Origin of the sequence: Kitasatospora sp. NPDC004614, assembly GCF_042873675.1 — a bacterium.
In the GTDB taxonomy this organism is placed as follows: domain Bacteria; phylum Actinomycetota; class Actinomycetes; order Streptomycetales; family Streptomycetaceae; genus Kitasatospora.
The window spans coordinates 1,176,517-1,191,133 of sequence record NZ_JBIALR010000001.1 but is presented as its reverse complement, the minus strand read 5'-3'; the positions used below and the strand labels follow the sequence as shown (position 1 = coordinate 1,191,133).

10 protein-coding genes are annotated in these 14,617 nt (G+C 73.5%); 3 read left to right on the top strand and 7 right to left on the bottom strand.

All coding sequences use genetic code 11. The features are described 5' to 3' along the window. Nucleotides 1–779: 779 nt before the first annotated feature. Together ACFYST_RS05225 and ACFYST_RS05220 are read right to left on the bottom strand one after the other, a co-directional pair. Nucleotides 780–1,061: a sulfurtransferase TusA family protein gene (locus ACFYST_RS05225; protein ID WP_387860008.1), complete on the bottom strand. Its 282-nt coding sequence runs from the start codon at nucleotides 1,059–1,061 to the stop codon at nucleotides 780–782. Next, entirely contained in the window at nucleotides 1,058–2,326 is a 1,269-nt protein-coding gene (locus ACFYST_RS05220) for an MFS transporter (protein WP_387860005.1), read from the bottom strand. The genes ACFYST_RS05225 and ACFYST_RS05220 overlap by 4 nt, the downstream gene beginning before the upstream one ends. Nucleotides 2,327–2,420: 94 nt before the next feature. Here ACFYST_RS05220 and ACFYST_RS05215 point away from each other — a divergent pair, with 94 nt between their 5' ends. The 3 genes from ACFYST_RS05215 (at nucleotide 2,421) to ACFYST_RS05205 (ending at nucleotide 6,986) form a co-directional block, all read left to right on the top strand. After that, nucleotides 2,421–3,170, top strand: coding sequence for an SMI1/KNR4 family protein (locus ACFYST_RS05215; protein WP_387860003.1), 750 nt, complete (start codon nucleotides 2,421–2,423; stop codon nucleotides 3,168–3,170). Nucleotides 3,171–3,302: 132 nt separating this feature from the next. Beyond that, nucleotides 3,303–5,171: an FAD-dependent oxidoreductase gene (locus ACFYST_RS05210; RefSeq protein WP_387860001.1), complete on the top strand. Its 1,869-nt coding sequence runs from the start codon at nucleotides 3,303–3,305 to the stop codon at nucleotides 5,169–5,171. 183 nt (nucleotides 5,172–5,354) lie between these two features. Beyond that, nucleotides 5,355–6,986 (top strand): translation initiation factor 2, encoded by a 1,632-nt coding sequence (locus ACFYST_RS05205; RefSeq protein ID WP_387859999.1) that lies wholly within the window; start codon nucleotides 5,355–5,357, stop codon nucleotides 6,984–6,986. Nucleotides 6,987–6,993: 7 nt separating this feature from the next. Here the strand turns inward: ACFYST_RS05205 and ACFYST_RS05200 are convergent, their stop codons facing one another. From ACFYST_RS05200 to ACFYST_RS05180, 5 genes are all read right to left on the bottom strand, one after another. Then, nucleotides 6,994–8,715, bottom strand: a complete 1,722-nt coding sequence (locus ACFYST_RS05200; RefSeq protein ID WP_387859997.1) for a hypothetical protein — start codon at nucleotides 8,713–8,715, stop codon at nucleotides 6,994–6,996. A gap of 721 nt (nucleotides 8,716–9,436) precedes the next feature. Next, nucleotides 9,437–11,569 carry a hypothetical protein gene (locus ACFYST_RS05195; protein WP_387859994.1) on the bottom strand — a complete coding sequence of 711 codons (2,133 nt, stop codon included), beginning with the start codon at nucleotides 11,567–11,569 and terminating at the stop codon, nucleotides 9,437–9,439. Between the two features lie 61 nt (nucleotides 11,570–11,630). Next, nucleotides 11,631–12,608: a hypothetical protein gene (locus ACFYST_RS05190; protein ID WP_387859991.1), complete on the bottom strand. Its 978-nt coding sequence runs from the start codon at nucleotides 12,606–12,608 to the stop codon at nucleotides 11,631–11,633. An 83-nt stretch (nucleotides 12,609–12,691) separates the two neighbouring features. Then, nucleotides 12,692–13,210: a SigE family RNA polymerase sigma factor gene (locus tag ACFYST_RS05185; protein ID WP_387634113.1), complete on the bottom strand. Its 519-nt coding sequence runs from the start codon at nucleotides 13,208–13,210 to the stop codon at nucleotides 12,692–12,694. Between the two features lie 110 nt (nucleotides 13,211–13,320). After that, on the bottom strand, nucleotides 13,321–14,613 hold the full coding sequence (locus tag ACFYST_RS05180) for a hypothetical protein (RefSeq protein WP_387859990.1): 1,293 nt from the start codon (nucleotides 14,611–14,613) through the stop codon (nucleotides 13,321–13,323). Nucleotides 14,614–14,617 lie beyond the last annotated feature (4 nt).

Sequence of the window (14,617 nt, the reverse complement as noted above, 5' to 3'; positions counted from 1 at the left end):
GGGAGGCCTGGGAGCTGTCGGCCCGCGGGGCGTCGGGGCCGACTTCGACGGCGGGGCGGCGGCGGGACGGGGGCGACCGGTGGGAAGGTCACGCCCCCGAGGGGGTCGGTTCGCCGGGCAGCCACGACGCGTCGGGCGGGTGAGGGTCGGACCGGCGGCCGGCGCAGCGCGAAGGCCTCGACGGCGACGGGACCGGGTCCGCCGGGCGATGTCACGGGCGTCGGCGCGGGCGTCGGCGCAGGCGTCGGGGTGGGTGGGGGCGCAGGCGTCGGGGCAGGCGTCGGCGCAGGCGTCGGGGTGGGTGGGGGCGCAGGCGTCGGGGCAGGCGTCGGGGTGGGTGGGGGCGCAGGCGTCGGGGCAGGCGTCGGGGCGGGTGGGGTCGGGTCGATGGACAGGCGCGAAGGCCTCGACGGCGACGGGAACGAAGTAGCCGTGACCGGCGGGGAGGTCACGCGAGGCGCTCTGCCCTGCGCCCGCCCGGAGGGGTGTACGTCCGCCGGGCGGTGCCACGGGACGTCGGCACGGGCCGGGGGGCGGATCGGCTGCCGGGCGCAGCGCGAACGGCTCGGCAGCGACGCGACCGCAGGGCGCTCCGCGTGGAGTGACGTCAGTCCACCAGGCGCGGCACCAACGAACCCGGCAGCAACACGACCGCGAGGCGCTCCACCGCAAAGGCATCAGTCCGCCGGGGGGGGCGCCACGGGGCGTCGGCGCAGGGTCGGGCGCGGCGCGCAGGGCTCGGCAGCGGCGGGACCGCCCGGCGTCCGCCCGGAGGGGCGTCAGTCCGCCGGGCGGTGCCATGGGGCGTCGGGGCGGGTGGGGGTGGGGGTGGCGGTCAGGCGGAGGGCGTAGGTCTCGGCGGAGACGGGGCCGAGGTAGTGGTGGCCGGTGAGGTGGCACCAGGCGGGGAGGTCGAGGGGGGCGGCGGGGTCGGTGGCGTGGACGTGGACGATGGTGCCGGCGGGGGCGTCGGTGATGGCGGCGCGCAGGCGCAGCAGCAGGGTGACGCAGAGCAATCCGCGTCCGTCGACGGTGAGTTGGGGCGTCTGGTGGTCGGTCATCGCTTGGCCCGGGTGGCGGCGGTGGCGAGGGCAGGGAGGATCAGCAGGGCGAGCAGGCCGCCGCCGAAGGCGAGGACGGGGTAGCCGGCCAGGTCGACGACGGTGCCGGAGGCGAGGCCGCCGGTGGCGCCGGAGATGGCGATGGCGACGTCGATGCTGCCCTGGGTCTTGGCGCGGGTGGCGAGCGGGACGGCGTCGGTGAGGATCGCGGTGCCGGAGACCAGGCCGAAGTTCCAGCCGAGGCCGAGCAGAACGAGCGCGAGGGCGAGCAGTGGGGCGGAGTCCGCGGGGGCGACGGCGGCGAGCGTGCCGGCCGCGAGCAGGGTGAGTCCGGCGGCGGCGCCGATGGCGAGCGGGCCGTACCGGTCGACGAGCCGTCCGGTGAGCGGGGAGGGCAGGTACATCGCGGCGACGTGCAGGGAGATGACGAATCCGGCGGCGGCGGTGCTCTGTCCGGCGTCGTGCATGTGGACGGGCGTCATGGTCATCACGCCGACCATGACGAGCTGGGTGACCACCATGACCTGCGCTCCGAGCAGGACGCGGTTGCGAACGCGGGCGGTTGACGTGGCGTCGGTGGCGGCGGAGGTGTCGGCCTCGGCGGTCGGGGCGGCCGCGGCGGCGGCGCGGGCGAGCAGCAGCGGGTCGGGGCGCAGCCGGGTGGCGAGGACGATCGCGGCGGCGGCGTAGGCGACGCCGCCCAGCAGGAACGGTCCGGCGAGGCGGGGCAGGTGCAGGGCCTCGGCGAGGGCGCCGGTGGGGTCGGCCAGGTTGGGGCCGAGGACACCGCCGAGGGTGGTGGCGACCAGCACGGTGGAGATCGCCCGGGCCCGGTGCCCGGGTGCGGCGAGGTCGGCTCCGGCGTACCGGGCCTGGAGGTTGGTGGCGGTTCCGGCGCCGTAGACGAACAGCGCGAGGAACAGCAGGACGGGGCTGTGGAGCGCGGCGGCGGCGATCACGCCGACGCTGCCGAGGGCGCCGGTGGCGTACCCGAGGGCGAGTCCGGGGCGACGGCCGCGGGCGGCGGATATTCGGCTGACCACGATCGCGGCGAGCGCGCTCCCGGCGGTGAACAGCGCGCTGGGCAGCCCGGCCAGCCCGGTGCTGCCGAGCATGTCCTGGGCGAGCAGCGCCCCGACGGTGATGCCGGCGGCCAGTCCGGCTCCGCTGAGGATCTGGGAGGTGACCAGGACCCGCAGGATGTGCCGCTGAACGGCGGGGTCGGCGGCGAGTTCGGCGGGTGGCGGCGCGGTGGTACTGGTCACGGACGTTCCTCGATTCTCCATGGTTCTGTGGAATACCATATCGGCCGCCCCTCCCGGCAGACCGCGTCCGACCGCACTGCTACCGTCCCCGGCCGTGCACACTCGCCCCGACGCCCAGGATTCCCCCGACGCCGCGCTCGCCCTCCGCGGCGGCCTGCCCGACCAGCACGCCGCATGGGCGTTCCTGCGCTGGTACGCCGACACCTGGTTGGGGCGGCCGCTGCGCCCCGAGGACGGCTGCCCGGAGGAAGAACTGGCGTCAACAGGACGGGAATTGGAGCTCGAACTGCCTGCCGCGCTGCGCGCCGGATACCGCCTGCTCGGCCGCCGGACGGACCTGACCTCGGCGCAGGACCCGCTGCTCCCGCCGGCCGGGCTGTTCACGTCGGAGGCGACGGACACCGCGGACCGCGCGCTGGTGTTCCGGGTGGAGAACCAGAGCGCGGCGGCCTGGGGCATCCCGCTCGACCGGCTGTCCGAGGCGGACCCGCCGGTGCTGGTCGAATCCCGGGACGGGTGGGTGCCGTTCCTGGAGCGCGTCTCGCTCGCCTGGGTGGAGCTGGTGCTGATCGAGTCGCTGCTGGCGGACGGCGCCCACGCCGACTCCTGCGAACTGCCCGCCGCGCACTTCCCCGCGCTGTTCCGCCACGTCCACCGGCTCCCGCTGCCGGACCATCCGATGTGGACCGGCCCCGACGAGTCGCCGCTGCGCTGGTACGCCGCCCCGGGCGTGCTGGTGCGGCACGACGGCGGCGAGGACCTGTGCTGGCTGCACGTCCACGTGCGCACCGCCGAGGAGTTGACGGTGTTCCGGGAGGCGTACCCCGCCGACTGGGTGTGCTGAACGAGCGCCCGGCGCACATGTCGGGAAGGGCGCGCTGGGCGGGTGCGACGAGCGCCCCCTGTGCGAGTGGTGAAAGGGACTCGATGGGCGGAGCGCGCGTTCCGGGGCGCGGCGCGCTGCCACGCTGGGCCGATGATCTCTCGACGCGGACTCCTCTTTGCCTCCGGTGGCGCGGTGACGGCCGCCGCCCTGGCCGGCCCCGGGGCCGACATCTCTCGTGCGGCGGACGCGGCTCCGTCCGACCCGGCGCGGAAGGCGGCGGCGCTCGTCATGGCGCGCCGGATCCTGCTGACCGACGCCGACCACAACGACCTGACGCTCGAGTACCTGAAGCTACTGACCGGCCGTCAGCGCGTGAAGAAGACCGAGACGCGCGACGTCCTGGTGGTCGGCGCGGGCGTGGCCGGCATGGTGTGCGCCCGGCTGTTGCAGGCGGCGGGCCACAAGGTGCGGGTGCTGGAGGCGAACCGCAGCCGGGTGGGCGGCCGGGTGAAGACCTTCCGCGGCGACGTGTGGCAGGACTCCCGGCTGCACGCGGAGGCCGGCGCGATGCGCATCCCGTCCAGCCACGTGCTGACCCTCGCGCTGGCCGACCACCTGAAGGTGCCGCGCCGCCCGTTCGACCTGGTGGACCTCCCGCCGGTGCCGGACCAGGTCTCGCACGACGCCAAGGTGGTCTACAAGTCGTGGACGGGCGAGGAGTTCGCCAGCGGCGAAGCGCCCGCGTACGTCGCGCCGAAGGGTCTCGGCAGCCGCTTCCTGCACGTCAACGGGCAGACCGTCACCAAGCAGCAGTACGCGCAGGACCCGGCGCCGATCAACAAGAGCTTCGGCTGGGACAGCAACCAGACCGCCTCGAAGGCCTTCGACAAGGCACTCGACACCGCCCGCGGCTACACCATGGACAAGAACAAGGACGGCACCTGGACGGACAAGCCGATCGCCGAACGCGTCACCGGCATGGCCGAGCTGCTGTACGACATGGACGGCTACTCGCTGCTGCGCTACCTGCAGGAGGGCGAGGGCTGGGGCGACGCCCAGATCCAGGCGGTCGGCACGCTGGAGAACCTGACCAGCCGGCTGTCCTACGGCTTCCTGCACTCCGTGTTCGACGCGGGCGACATCAACCCGTCCGTCACCTACTTCGAGTTCAACGCGGGCACCGACGCCCTCACCGAGGCGCTCTCCAAGGGCCTGACGATCGCGCGCGGCCAGGTGGCCACCCGGGTCCGCACCGACGAGCACGGCGTGACGGTGACGGCCGAGCCCGAGAGCGGCCCGGAGGACGAGGCCTGCGACGGCGCGATCGGCGGCAAGTCCACCGACTACCGGGCGGACATGGTGGTGCTGGCGGTGCCGTTCGCGGCGCTGCGGCACGTCGACTTCGAGCCGCTGCTCCCCTACGGCAAGCGCCGCGCGATCAGCGAACTCAAGCACGACACCGCGCACAAGGTGCTGCTGGAGTTCACCGAGCGCTGGTGGGAGTGGGACGAGAACACCTGGAAGAGCAAGCTTGGCAACGACTACAAGCCCGCCCCGCACGGCGCGGCGGTGGCCGCGGTCGGCGGCGGCTGCATCTCCGACGAGGCCAGCCGGTTCATCTACTTCCCCTCCCACCCCAGCGACGGCGGCGCGCCCGGCGGTGTCGTGCTGGCCGCCTACAACTGGGCGGAGGACGCGCTGCGCTTCGACGCCCTCACCCCCGCCGACCGGCACACCGAGGCGCTGGAGCACCTGACCGGCCTGTACGGCGAGCGGATCCGGCGCTACGTCACCGACCGGCACGTCTCGCAGTCCTGGCTGCGCAACCGCTGGGCGCTGGGCGAGGCCGTCATCGAGACGCCCGGGCAGCTGCTCAGCCTCGGCCCGCACGTGGCGACGCCCGTCGAAGGGAAGCTGTTCTTCGCCGGTGACCACTGCCAGCCGCGCTACCACGCGTGGATCTCCGGCGCGATCGCCTCCGGCGTGGAGGCCGCCCTGCAGGTCGCCAACACGGTCTGACCATTCACACCACCCGCCGCCGGTACCCGATGTTTCGTCAATCGGGCACCGGCGGCGGGCGTTTCGCCGTCCCGGCCCGAGCCTTTCCGACGGCGGATCAGGCCGAGCCCCGCGCTGCCCGGCCGGCCGTCAGTGGCCGTGTCCCGGAGGGCGTCGCGGCGGGCACACGGATACCATCGGCCCATGCGCGACACCGGAGGGGACCAGCGGCGCTCCGTGCTGCTGGCGTTCCGCTCGGCGGTGGCACTGCACCGACTGCTGGACGTACTGCCGGTGTTCGAGGGCGACGGGCGGATCTCCCGCTGGTTCACGCTGGTGCCGGGTTCCCGGTTCGATCTGGAGGCGCTGGCAGCGCTGGACCGTTCCGGCGCCCGGGTGATCGACTTCGAGCAGGCCACCGCCCGGCCGTTCGACCTGGTCCTGACCACCAGCCCGAAGGGCGCGCTGGCCAGCCTGTCCGCTCGGGCCCGGGCGCTGCTGCCGCACGGCGCGGGCTTCAACAAGGCGCTGCGCGAGGAGGGTTCGCCCGAGCTGCCGTCCGGCCTCGACCCGGCGTTCCTGCTCTCCGACGGCGCGCCGTGGGCCGATCTGCACGGTCTCGGTCATGCCGAACAGCTGTCCCGGCTGGCCGAGTTCTGCCCGCCGGCGGCCACCCGAGCGGTCGTCGTCGGCGATCCGACGCTGGACCGGATGCTGGAGTCCGACCCCCGCCGCGAGGCGTACCGGGCCGCGCTCGACCTCGGCGACCGGACCTTGCTGGCGGTGCTCTCCACCTGGGGGCCGGAGAGTCTGCTGGTCCAACGCCCTGATCTGCCGGGCGAGTTGGTGCTCGGCCTACCGGTGGACCGGTACCGGGTCGCGCTGCTGGTGCACCCCAACGAGGTCGGCGAGCGCAGCCGGCTCGACCTCGCCGAGCAGTTCCGTCCCGAGCTGCGGGCCGGTCTGCTGCTGCCGTCCCCGCACCAGGACTGGGCGGCGGTCCTGGTCGCCGCCGACGCGGTGATCACCGACCACGGCTCCACCGCCCTGTACGCCGCCGCGCTCGGCCGTCCGGTGCTGAACGCCTACGACGGCGGCCGGGAGTTGATCGCCGGTACCCCGATGGCCCGGCTGCTGGCCGCCGCACCACGCTTCACCGGACTGGACACCGTCCGCGACCTCCCCCCGGCCACCGCTCCCCCCGGCCCGGCCGCCGACGCGTTCGACCGGCCCGGGCAGGCGCTGGGCCTGCTGCGCACCGAGCTGTACCGGCTGCTCGACCTGACGCCCCCGCGGCAGCCGGTGCTGGCCCAGCCGTTGCCCCTGCCGTCGGTGCCGCGGTCGGCCGCGCCGGCGCTCGCGGTGCGCGCCGAGGTGGACGGGCAGCGGGTGCGGGTGGAGCGCTTCCCGGCCGCGACAGAGCTGCCGATCCACCACCTGTCCGCCGAGCACCCGGTGGCCGCGCTGGCCCAGGTGCGCAGCGCCGCCGTGCTGTGGCGACGCCCGGGCTCCGGCCGCTGGACGGTGGCCGGCTGGACCTCCCACGTGCTCGCCGAACTCCCCGCCTGCCTGACCGCCGCGGCCGTCCTGTCCGCCGACCGTTTCGTGCTACGGCACCGCCACCACGGCCCGTTCACCGTGCAGCTCGCCCCGGGCCGGTCCGGTGGGCGCATCCACCGCATCGACCCGACCGCCGCCGTCTCCGCCGTCCACGCCTGGCTCGGCGCCCACCCGACAGCCGACGGCCCTTTCGAACTCGACTGCGTGCTGGGCCCGTTCACCGCCCGCCTCACCATCCGCCCGGCCCGCGCGGAGGAGCTCGACGCGGAGCTGTGACCGGCGATCAGGCGGGGAAGTTGCCGCCCAGGCTCCACATCACGGACCAGGGCTGGCCGGGGACGACGGACTTCTCGAAGACGTTGCCGTTGGTGGCGCCGGAGTAGACCCGGACCGTGCCGTCGGTGTCGGTGACCGTGGAGGGCGAACCGGCGAGGATTTCGCCGCCGAGGTTCATGCCGATGTTCCAGGGCTGGTTCGGGCGGAGGTCGTTCTCGTAGAGCTTTCGGTCGGCACCGTGGGCGACCACGATGACGGTGTTGTCCTGGCCGATGGCGACGGAGGGCGAGCCGACCAGGTTGTTGTCGCCGCCCATGTCCCACGTCACCGACCACGGCTCACCCGGGACGACGGTCTTCTCGTACAGGTGACCGTTGGTGCCGTGCGCGTAGATCCGGACGGTGCCGTTGTTGTCGGTGATCGCGGCGGGGTTGTGGTCCAGGTTGCTGCCGCCGAGGTCCATGCCGACGTTCCACCTCTGGTTCGGGCGGAGGTCGTTCTCGTAAAGCCTGTGGTCGGCGCCGACGGCGACCACGATGACGGTGTTGTCCTTCGCGACAGTGGCGGAGGGAGAGCCGGTCAGGTAGTTGTCGCCGCCCATGTCCCACGTCACCGACCACGGCTCACCCGGGACGACGGTCTTCTCGTACAGGTGCCCGTTGGTACCGTGCGCGTACACCCGGACGGTGCCGTTGTTGTCGGTGACCGCGGCAGGGTTGTTGTCCAGGTTGCTGCCACCGAGGTTCATCCACTTGTTCCAGCCCTGGAACGGACGCAGGTCGGCCTCGTAGAGGACGTGGTCGGCACCCACGCCGACGACGATGATCGTCCCGTCCTTGGCCACCGTCGCGGCCGGCTGACCGGCCACGTTGCCGCCCATGTCCCACCAGCCCGACCACGGGCCGCCCTTGTCCAGGTGGTTCTCGTAGATGTGGCTGTCCGCCCCGCGACGGTAGACCCGCACCGTGCCGTTCTGGTCCACCACCGTCGAGGAGGAGTGCGACAGGGACGTGGGGGCCGGGGCGCTGTCCACGATGTTGTCGTAGCGGTAGGGCCTGAAGTTGCCCGAGGTGAGATCGCTGCGGGTCCGGGTGGAGATGCGCGCGTCGGTGCCGCTGTGGGCTTCCTCCATCACGGTGGCGACGGTGTGGCCCGAGTCGGCCCATTCCTTGAAGAGCACGACGTGGGTGTCGATGTTGTCCAGCATGTCGCCGGGCTTCAGGTCGTCGTAACTTCCGAGCTGCGTAGCGTAGTTGGGCAGCGTCCAGGTCGTGTCGCCGTAGTTGGTGCCGGCCGTCGAGAGGTGCCAGGCCATCGAGATGAATCCGGAACAGTCCTGGCGGTAGGTGCCGTTGGAGTCTGTCCAGTAGCTGGTCTGGCTGTACGGGACGCCCTGGTCGACCCAGGACTGGGCGCGGGCGATGACCTCGTCGCGGGTGATCGCGCCATTGACCCCGGAAGCGGCAGCTCCGGCGGAGAGGCCCTGGGGTTTCGCGACGCCGGCTGCGGCGAGTTCGGCCTGGGTGGCCGTCGCGGGGTTCTTGACGGTCGGGGTGAACGCGGTTCCGTATCCCTTCGAGGCGATACCGGGCGTTGGTGAGCTGGTGACGGTATGGCCCGTGACGGGCAGCGGGCTCGCGGAGGCGCTCTGGGCGCCGAGGCTCAGGACCATGGGCAGGGCGGACGCGGCAGCGAACGCGGCGGCCACACGGAGGATACGGCTAGACATGGGGACTCCTTGACAAAACGTAAGAAGGCATGGCGGTGCCCGCACTTCGGGGCATCCGTTCGAGCGGTGGCGTCGCGGGGCGGCACGGAGGCGGGGCGGGGCGACACGGAGGCGGGGCGGGGCGGCACAGAGGCGGGGCGGGGCGACACAGAGGCGGGGCGGGGCGGCTGCCCCTGCAGGGGCAGCCGGCATCGCACCGTGAGGGCACGTGGAGTGCCTCGCGGCGGTTCAGGCGGTGGAGCGGCGTCCCGGGCCTCCGGGTTCGGCCCGGCGCGGGCCGGCAGACGGCTGTCCTGCAGGAACAGCGATCGCATCCGGGTGCCGGCGCCAAGAGTTCGGCCGGCGGCCGGTGCCGCCGGGAATCATCGACGGGCCGGTAGGAGTACGGCCGGGTGGCCGCGGGCGACCATGGCCGCCGGATCAGCCCCGGCCGAGGCTGCAGCGCCCCGCGGTTGGCACTTGCTCCGGTTCGCCGCCCGGTCGGTTTCCCTGGCGGCGATCAATAGCTTCGCCCGTCCGAGAGCGGCCCGGAAGGGCCTTCGGCTGTCGCCAATCGGACAGTCCGCGACCCAGACAGCACACCGCGTACATGTCAAGCAACGGCTCGGCGAACTCCCCTTCTGCATCCGGCAGTTGAACTCACGTCACGCAGAACGGTCCACCGGACCGGGACCCGCCGCGGGGGCAGAACCCGCAGATTGATCGCGGTCCGGTCCGCGGCCTACTCGCTGTCCGGTACACCGCCGTACGCGGCGCGCAGTTCGGCGGCCCTGGCGCGGTGGCGGGCGGCGTCCTGGGGGTGGCCGGTGCGCTCGGCGAGGGTGGCGAGGTCGGTGCGGATGCGGGCCTCGTCGAAGGTGGAGCGGCGGGCTTCGGCGTCGGCGAGTGCCGCGGTCAAGTGGGGCTCTGCGTCCGGGAATTGGCCCGCCCGCAGCAGGGCCTGGCCGAGGCCGAAGCGGGCGCGGGCGGAGATGCGTTGACGGCCCGGCATGCCGGTGAACGCCTGGTACGCCCGGGCGAACAGGTCGGCGGCGTCCGGCTGGTCGGCGGCGGCAGCGGCTTTGGCGCACTGGTAGGTCTGCAGCGCGGCGCCGTACGCGTTGCCGATCTCCTGGTGGATGGCGCGGGCCGCGTCGAAGTCGGCGCGGGCGGTGGCGAAGTGCGCGCGGGCGATGTCGGCGTCGCGGTGTTCGGTGGCCCATTGGCCTTCGGCGAGGGCGAGTTGGCCGTGGAAGTCGATGGCGGAGGCGGCGAGTCGGCGGTCGGCGGAGGCGTCGCCGAGCAGGTCGGCGAGGGCGCGGGCCCGGTCGAGGGCGGTGGCGGCCTCCTCGAAGCGGGCGGTCTCCCACAGCGGCCGGGCGAGCAGGCAGCGGGTGCGGATCCGGGCGGGCAGCCGGTCGGCGCGGTCGGCGGCGGCCACGGCCGCGGCGAAGGCCTCGATGGCGTCGGCGTGCCGGGGGTGGTCGAGGAAGTGCGTCCACAGCGATTCGGCGAGTGCCACGGCGTCCTGGTCGCGGCCGCTGTCGTGGGCGAGCACGACGGCGCCGTACAGGGCCTGCCGGTTGGCCTCCATCCAGTGCAGCGCCTGGGACTTGACGGTGCCGAGGTCGGCGTCGGGGACGCCCGGCAGCGGCGGCACCTCCGCTTCGACGGTGAGGCGGGCGCCGGCCATCACCAGGTCGGCGCGGGCGCTCTGGCGGCGCAGCCAGTGCAGGACCCGGCGGCGGGCGTCGGCACGTTCGGTGCCGTCCGGGTCGGCCTGCCGGGCCCGGCGGTCGGCGTGGCCGCGGACCAGGGCGTGTCGGCGGTAACCGCCGGCCCGGTAGTCGAGCAGTCCGGCGGCGACGAGTTCGGCGAGGGCGTCCTCGGTGGCCGCCAGGCCCTGGCCGAGCAGCGCGGCGGCGGTGTACTCGGTGGCGAACGGGCCGGGGCACTCGGCCAGGGTGCGGTACAACTGGGCGGCGTCGTCGCCGAGTTCGGCGTAGGCGGCGTCCCAGACGGCTTCCACGGGCCTGCTTCCCTGCTGGTGGAGTTCGGCGGTGAGGCGTTCGGCGAGCGCGGCGAGGGTGCGGTGCGGGACGCGGCGGGCGAGTTCGCCGGCCACCTCGGCGGCCTTGGGGAGTCCGGCGCAGGCGGTGGCCAGGGTGTGCACGGTGGCGGGGTCGGCGGCGGCCCAGCGCTTGTCGCCGAACAGCAGGCGCAGCAGTTCGGCGGTGTGGTCGGTGGAGAGCGGCGCGAGGGCGAGCTCCAGCGGGGCGGTGTCGCCGAGGTCGTACAGCGGGCCGTGGCTGGTGACCAGTACCAGGCTGGCGGCGGAGGCGGGGAGCAGCGGCTGGACCTCGGCGCCGGTGCGGGCGTTGTCGATCACCAGGAGTCGGCGGCCGCCGCGGGTGCGGGCCCAGTACTGGCGGGCCAGCGAGCGGAAGTCCGTTGCCAGCCAGGCGCGTTCGACGCCGAGGCCGGAGAGCAGGTCGGCGAGGACGGCGGCCAGGTCGACCGCGCCGTCGCGGCGGTACTCGTCCAGGTCGACGTAGTGCGCGCCGTCCGGGTAGCGCTCGGCGAGGCGGTGGCCGACGCGCAGGCACAGGGCGGTCTTGCCGATGCCGCCCAGGCCGCTGATCGTCACCACCTGCGGGGTGCCCTGGGTGGTGCCGTCCGGCTCGGGGAGCTCGGCGATGCGGGCCTGTTCCTCGGTGCGGTCGACGAAGTGGGCGCGCTCCGGCGGCAGTTCGAAGGCCGGGGCGTGGACGACGGCGGCCGCCTGGTGGATGTTCACCGTGCTGACGTGCTGCGCCTGCACCACGGTGTCCACCCGGGCGTGGTCGCCCACCACGTTGCGCGTCTGTTCGGTCACGCGCCAACCCTACGCGGTGGCACGGGCCCTGACCGGGAGACTCCGCAACCGGGGCGGGGTGTCAGTCCTTGGGCAGGGTGAACCAGCGCCAGTCCTGGCTCTCGGCGACGCCGCGCCAGATGGGCATCGGGATCGGCGGCGTGGTGCGGGCGTTCATCGGCTGGTCGCCGCGGGCGAAGGTCTCCCCGTCGCCGGTGAAGTCGCGGGTCCCGCTGTATTCGGTGAACTCGAGCACGGTGCCGTCGATCCGCCACAGCCGGACCCGGTAGTTGTACAGGGGCGGCGCCACCGCGCCGTTGCTCTCCACCATCTCCCAGGTGCCGTCGGTCAGGAAGCCGTACTCGCAGCCCATGACGGTGCGGGCTCCGTTGCCCAGGACGCTCTCCGCGCACTGGAACGGCAGGTCGCTGGGGTCGGTGGGCGCCTGCCCGTTCTTCGGGAAGACCAGCCGCGACTGGCGCATCGTCACTTCCAGGGTGGCGGATTGGCCAGTGCCGTCGACGAACTTCATCACCACCCCGGCGGTGCCGCTGGGAAGCGGGCCGGGGTGGACGACGGCGTCCTTGAGGAGCCGGTAGTCCGCGGGAAGCATGGCGCCGAGCGTCTCGAACACCGCCTCGGGCGTGAACGTCTGCAGACTCTTGGGGGCCGAGGTGCCGCTGCTCGGCGGCCGACCGAGCGTGGATGCCGGGGGCATCTCCAGCATCCGACCGGACTCGGTCCCGGAACTCGCCGCGGCGCCGTCGGACGGGCTCGGCGAGGTGGTGGGCGGGGGCACGCCCACGCCCACGCCCACGCCCACGCCGGCCGGGCCGGCGCTGTGGGCGGGCAGGTTCGAGGCCACGGTGGACAGTCCGACGTTCGCGCCGACCGCGGCCAGCGCGACGACGGTGAGCGCGGCGCCCGCCACCCGCAGCCGCCGGGCCAGTCTGCGCCGGCGGCCCCGGCGGTTGCTCTCGGCGACGATCACGGCAACCGGGACGCTCAGTTCCATGACGCTCGTCTCCATCATCCGGGAGAGCTCCAGGTCCAGGTCCAATGTCCGATGCCTTCCGGTCTGGCAGGTGTATGTCACAGAAGTGGCGGGGGGTGGTTGCCGAAGGGTGGGGCGTCGGCCCCGGGTCAGTCCTGGAGCAGCAGGGCGCGGTCCGGGCCGAGAATCGCGCGCAGGCGGGTCATCGAACGGGAGTTGAGGCTCTTCACGGCGCTGACGGTGATACCCATCGCCTCTGCCGTCTCCTCCAGGCTGTAGTCCTCCAGGTAACGGAGGACCACTGCGGCCCGGTTTCTGGGCGGCAGTTGGCGCAGAGCGGCCACCAGGGTGATCCGCAGGGCGGCCGAACTGCCCTCCCGGGCGCCGACCACCGGCTCCTCGGGGAACTCCGCGACGGCGAGTTCGGTGGAGCGGCGCAGCCGGCGGTGCGACAGGTAGCAGCGCAGCAGCACCTTCCGCGCGTAGGCGTCGACTCCGGCGTCCCCGTCGGCGCGCCGCAGCCGCCCCCAGACCGGGTACATCTTGGACAGTGCGGTCTGCACGAGATCCTGTGCCTGGTGCCAGTCCCCGCACATCAGGTACGCGAGATGGAACAGGCGGCGTGCCCGACTGGCCGCGAACTCGTCGAAGCCGAGTCCCTCGGTCATGTGGTCCCCCGGATGGAAAGGTGTTCGTCGACGTGCTGAATACACGCCGCATCCGGGCCGTCCGTCGCGCCATCAAGATCAAGATTCGGTAACGCTGGTTTCCCGGCGCCTCATTGGTGCACCCGGTTCACTCGTGGCGGCTCGTCGTCATCGGCGGCGCCATCTGCGGCGCCATCTGCGGCGTCATCCGCGGCGGCGGCGCGGAGCAGGTCGAGGAGGGCGCTGCCCGGGTAGGTCCGGAAGTCCGGGTACGCGTCGCGGTGGTAGGCGTTCCAGTAGCTCAGTACGCGCTGCCCGGTGAGCGCGAAGTACGCCGGGTTGTCGGCGACGAACCGCCCGTAGACGCGGCGGCCCTCGGTGCCGGGCGCGGCGAGTTCGGTGAGGTGGTCGTGGATCAGGCGCAGGATCACCAGCACGTATTCGCCCGCCAGTTGGAGGACGAACGGGGCGACCCACGGGTCGGTCGAGCCGACGATCCGTTCCAGGTGGCGCTGGCGGATCCGGCCGTCGTGGTGCCGGGTGTAGAGGCAGTGCAGGAGTTGCCGCTGCCGCGGGGTCAGCGCGTTCACCGTCTCGGCGGACGGCTCGTCGTGGTAGATCCGGACGGGGATGGCCACCGGTCGGCCGGATACCTGGACGGTGAACCCGTGGGACGTCAGGTGCCCGGCGGGCGGCAGGACGACCAGCGCCGCGCGGACGTCGTCGGCCAGTTGGGGCGGGAAGGCCGCGACCAGGCGGTCGGCGTCGGCCGGTTCGGCCGGTTTCGCAGGTTCGGCCGGTTTCGCAGGTTCGGCCGGGGGCGGCGGGGTGGGCGGCATGGGTTCGGGCCGGTCCTTCTCGGGGCGGTTTCCAGGTTTGGCGACGCGGGTGCGCAGAGCTGTCTCGATCGTCCTCTCCGCGAGCGGCAGGGCCGTCAAGTCCGGGTGGTACAAGAGCATTTGGCCGAGGACCTCCGCCACGTTGACGGGCAGAACGTCCTGGTGGATCTGGACCGTGCCGAACTCCGCCTTGCGGTTGGCGCGGGTCACCCAGGCGCCGAACTTCGACGGCCGGGGAGGGAAGAGCGCACCGGGGTGGCCAGTGAGTTCGACCATCCACTTGTTGCCCGCGACCCTGCACCGCGCCGTCCGGATCTCCGCCCAGTGGATCCGGCCCAGCTGGCGGCCCTCCAACCCGTCGGCGTCCAGCACCAGTTCCGGGCCCCACTGGATCCGTACCGCCAGCATCGCCGCGCCGCCGAGCCCGAAGAACAGAATGCTGACCACACCGGCCGTCACCGACTCGCCCGACCCCACGAGCACCAGGCCCGCCGCGACGAACAGCGCACACAGGACCAGGGTGCGCCTGGCGGGCGGGTGACGGTAGACGGTGGGTGGCAGGACCGCCGGTACGTCGTTGATCATGCGC

Coding starts and splice junctions, on each gene's coding strand:
- ACFYST_RS05225 (WP_387860008.1), bottom strand. CDS start 1,061: ATGACCGACCACCAGACGCCCCAACTCACCGTCGACGGACGCGGATTG.
- ACFYST_RS05210 (WP_387860001.1), top strand. CDS start 3,303: ATGATCTCTCGACGCGGACTCCTCTTTGCCTCCGGTGGCGCGGTGACG.
- ACFYST_RS05205 (WP_387859999.1), top strand. CDS start 5,355: ATGCGCGACACCGGAGGGGACCAGCGGCGCTCCGTGCTGCTGGCGTTC.
- ACFYST_RS05200 (WP_387859997.1), bottom strand. CDS start 8,715: ATGTCTAGCCGTATCCTCCGTGTGGCCGCCGCGTTCGCTGCCGCGTCC.
- ACFYST_RS05185 (WP_387634113.1), bottom strand. CDS start 13,210: ATGACCGAGGGACTCGGCTTCGACGAGTTCGCGGCCAGTCGGGCACGC.
- ACFYST_RS05180 (WP_387859990.1), bottom strand. CDS start 14,613: ATGATCAACGACGTACCGGCGGTCCTGCCACCCACCGTCTACCGTCAC.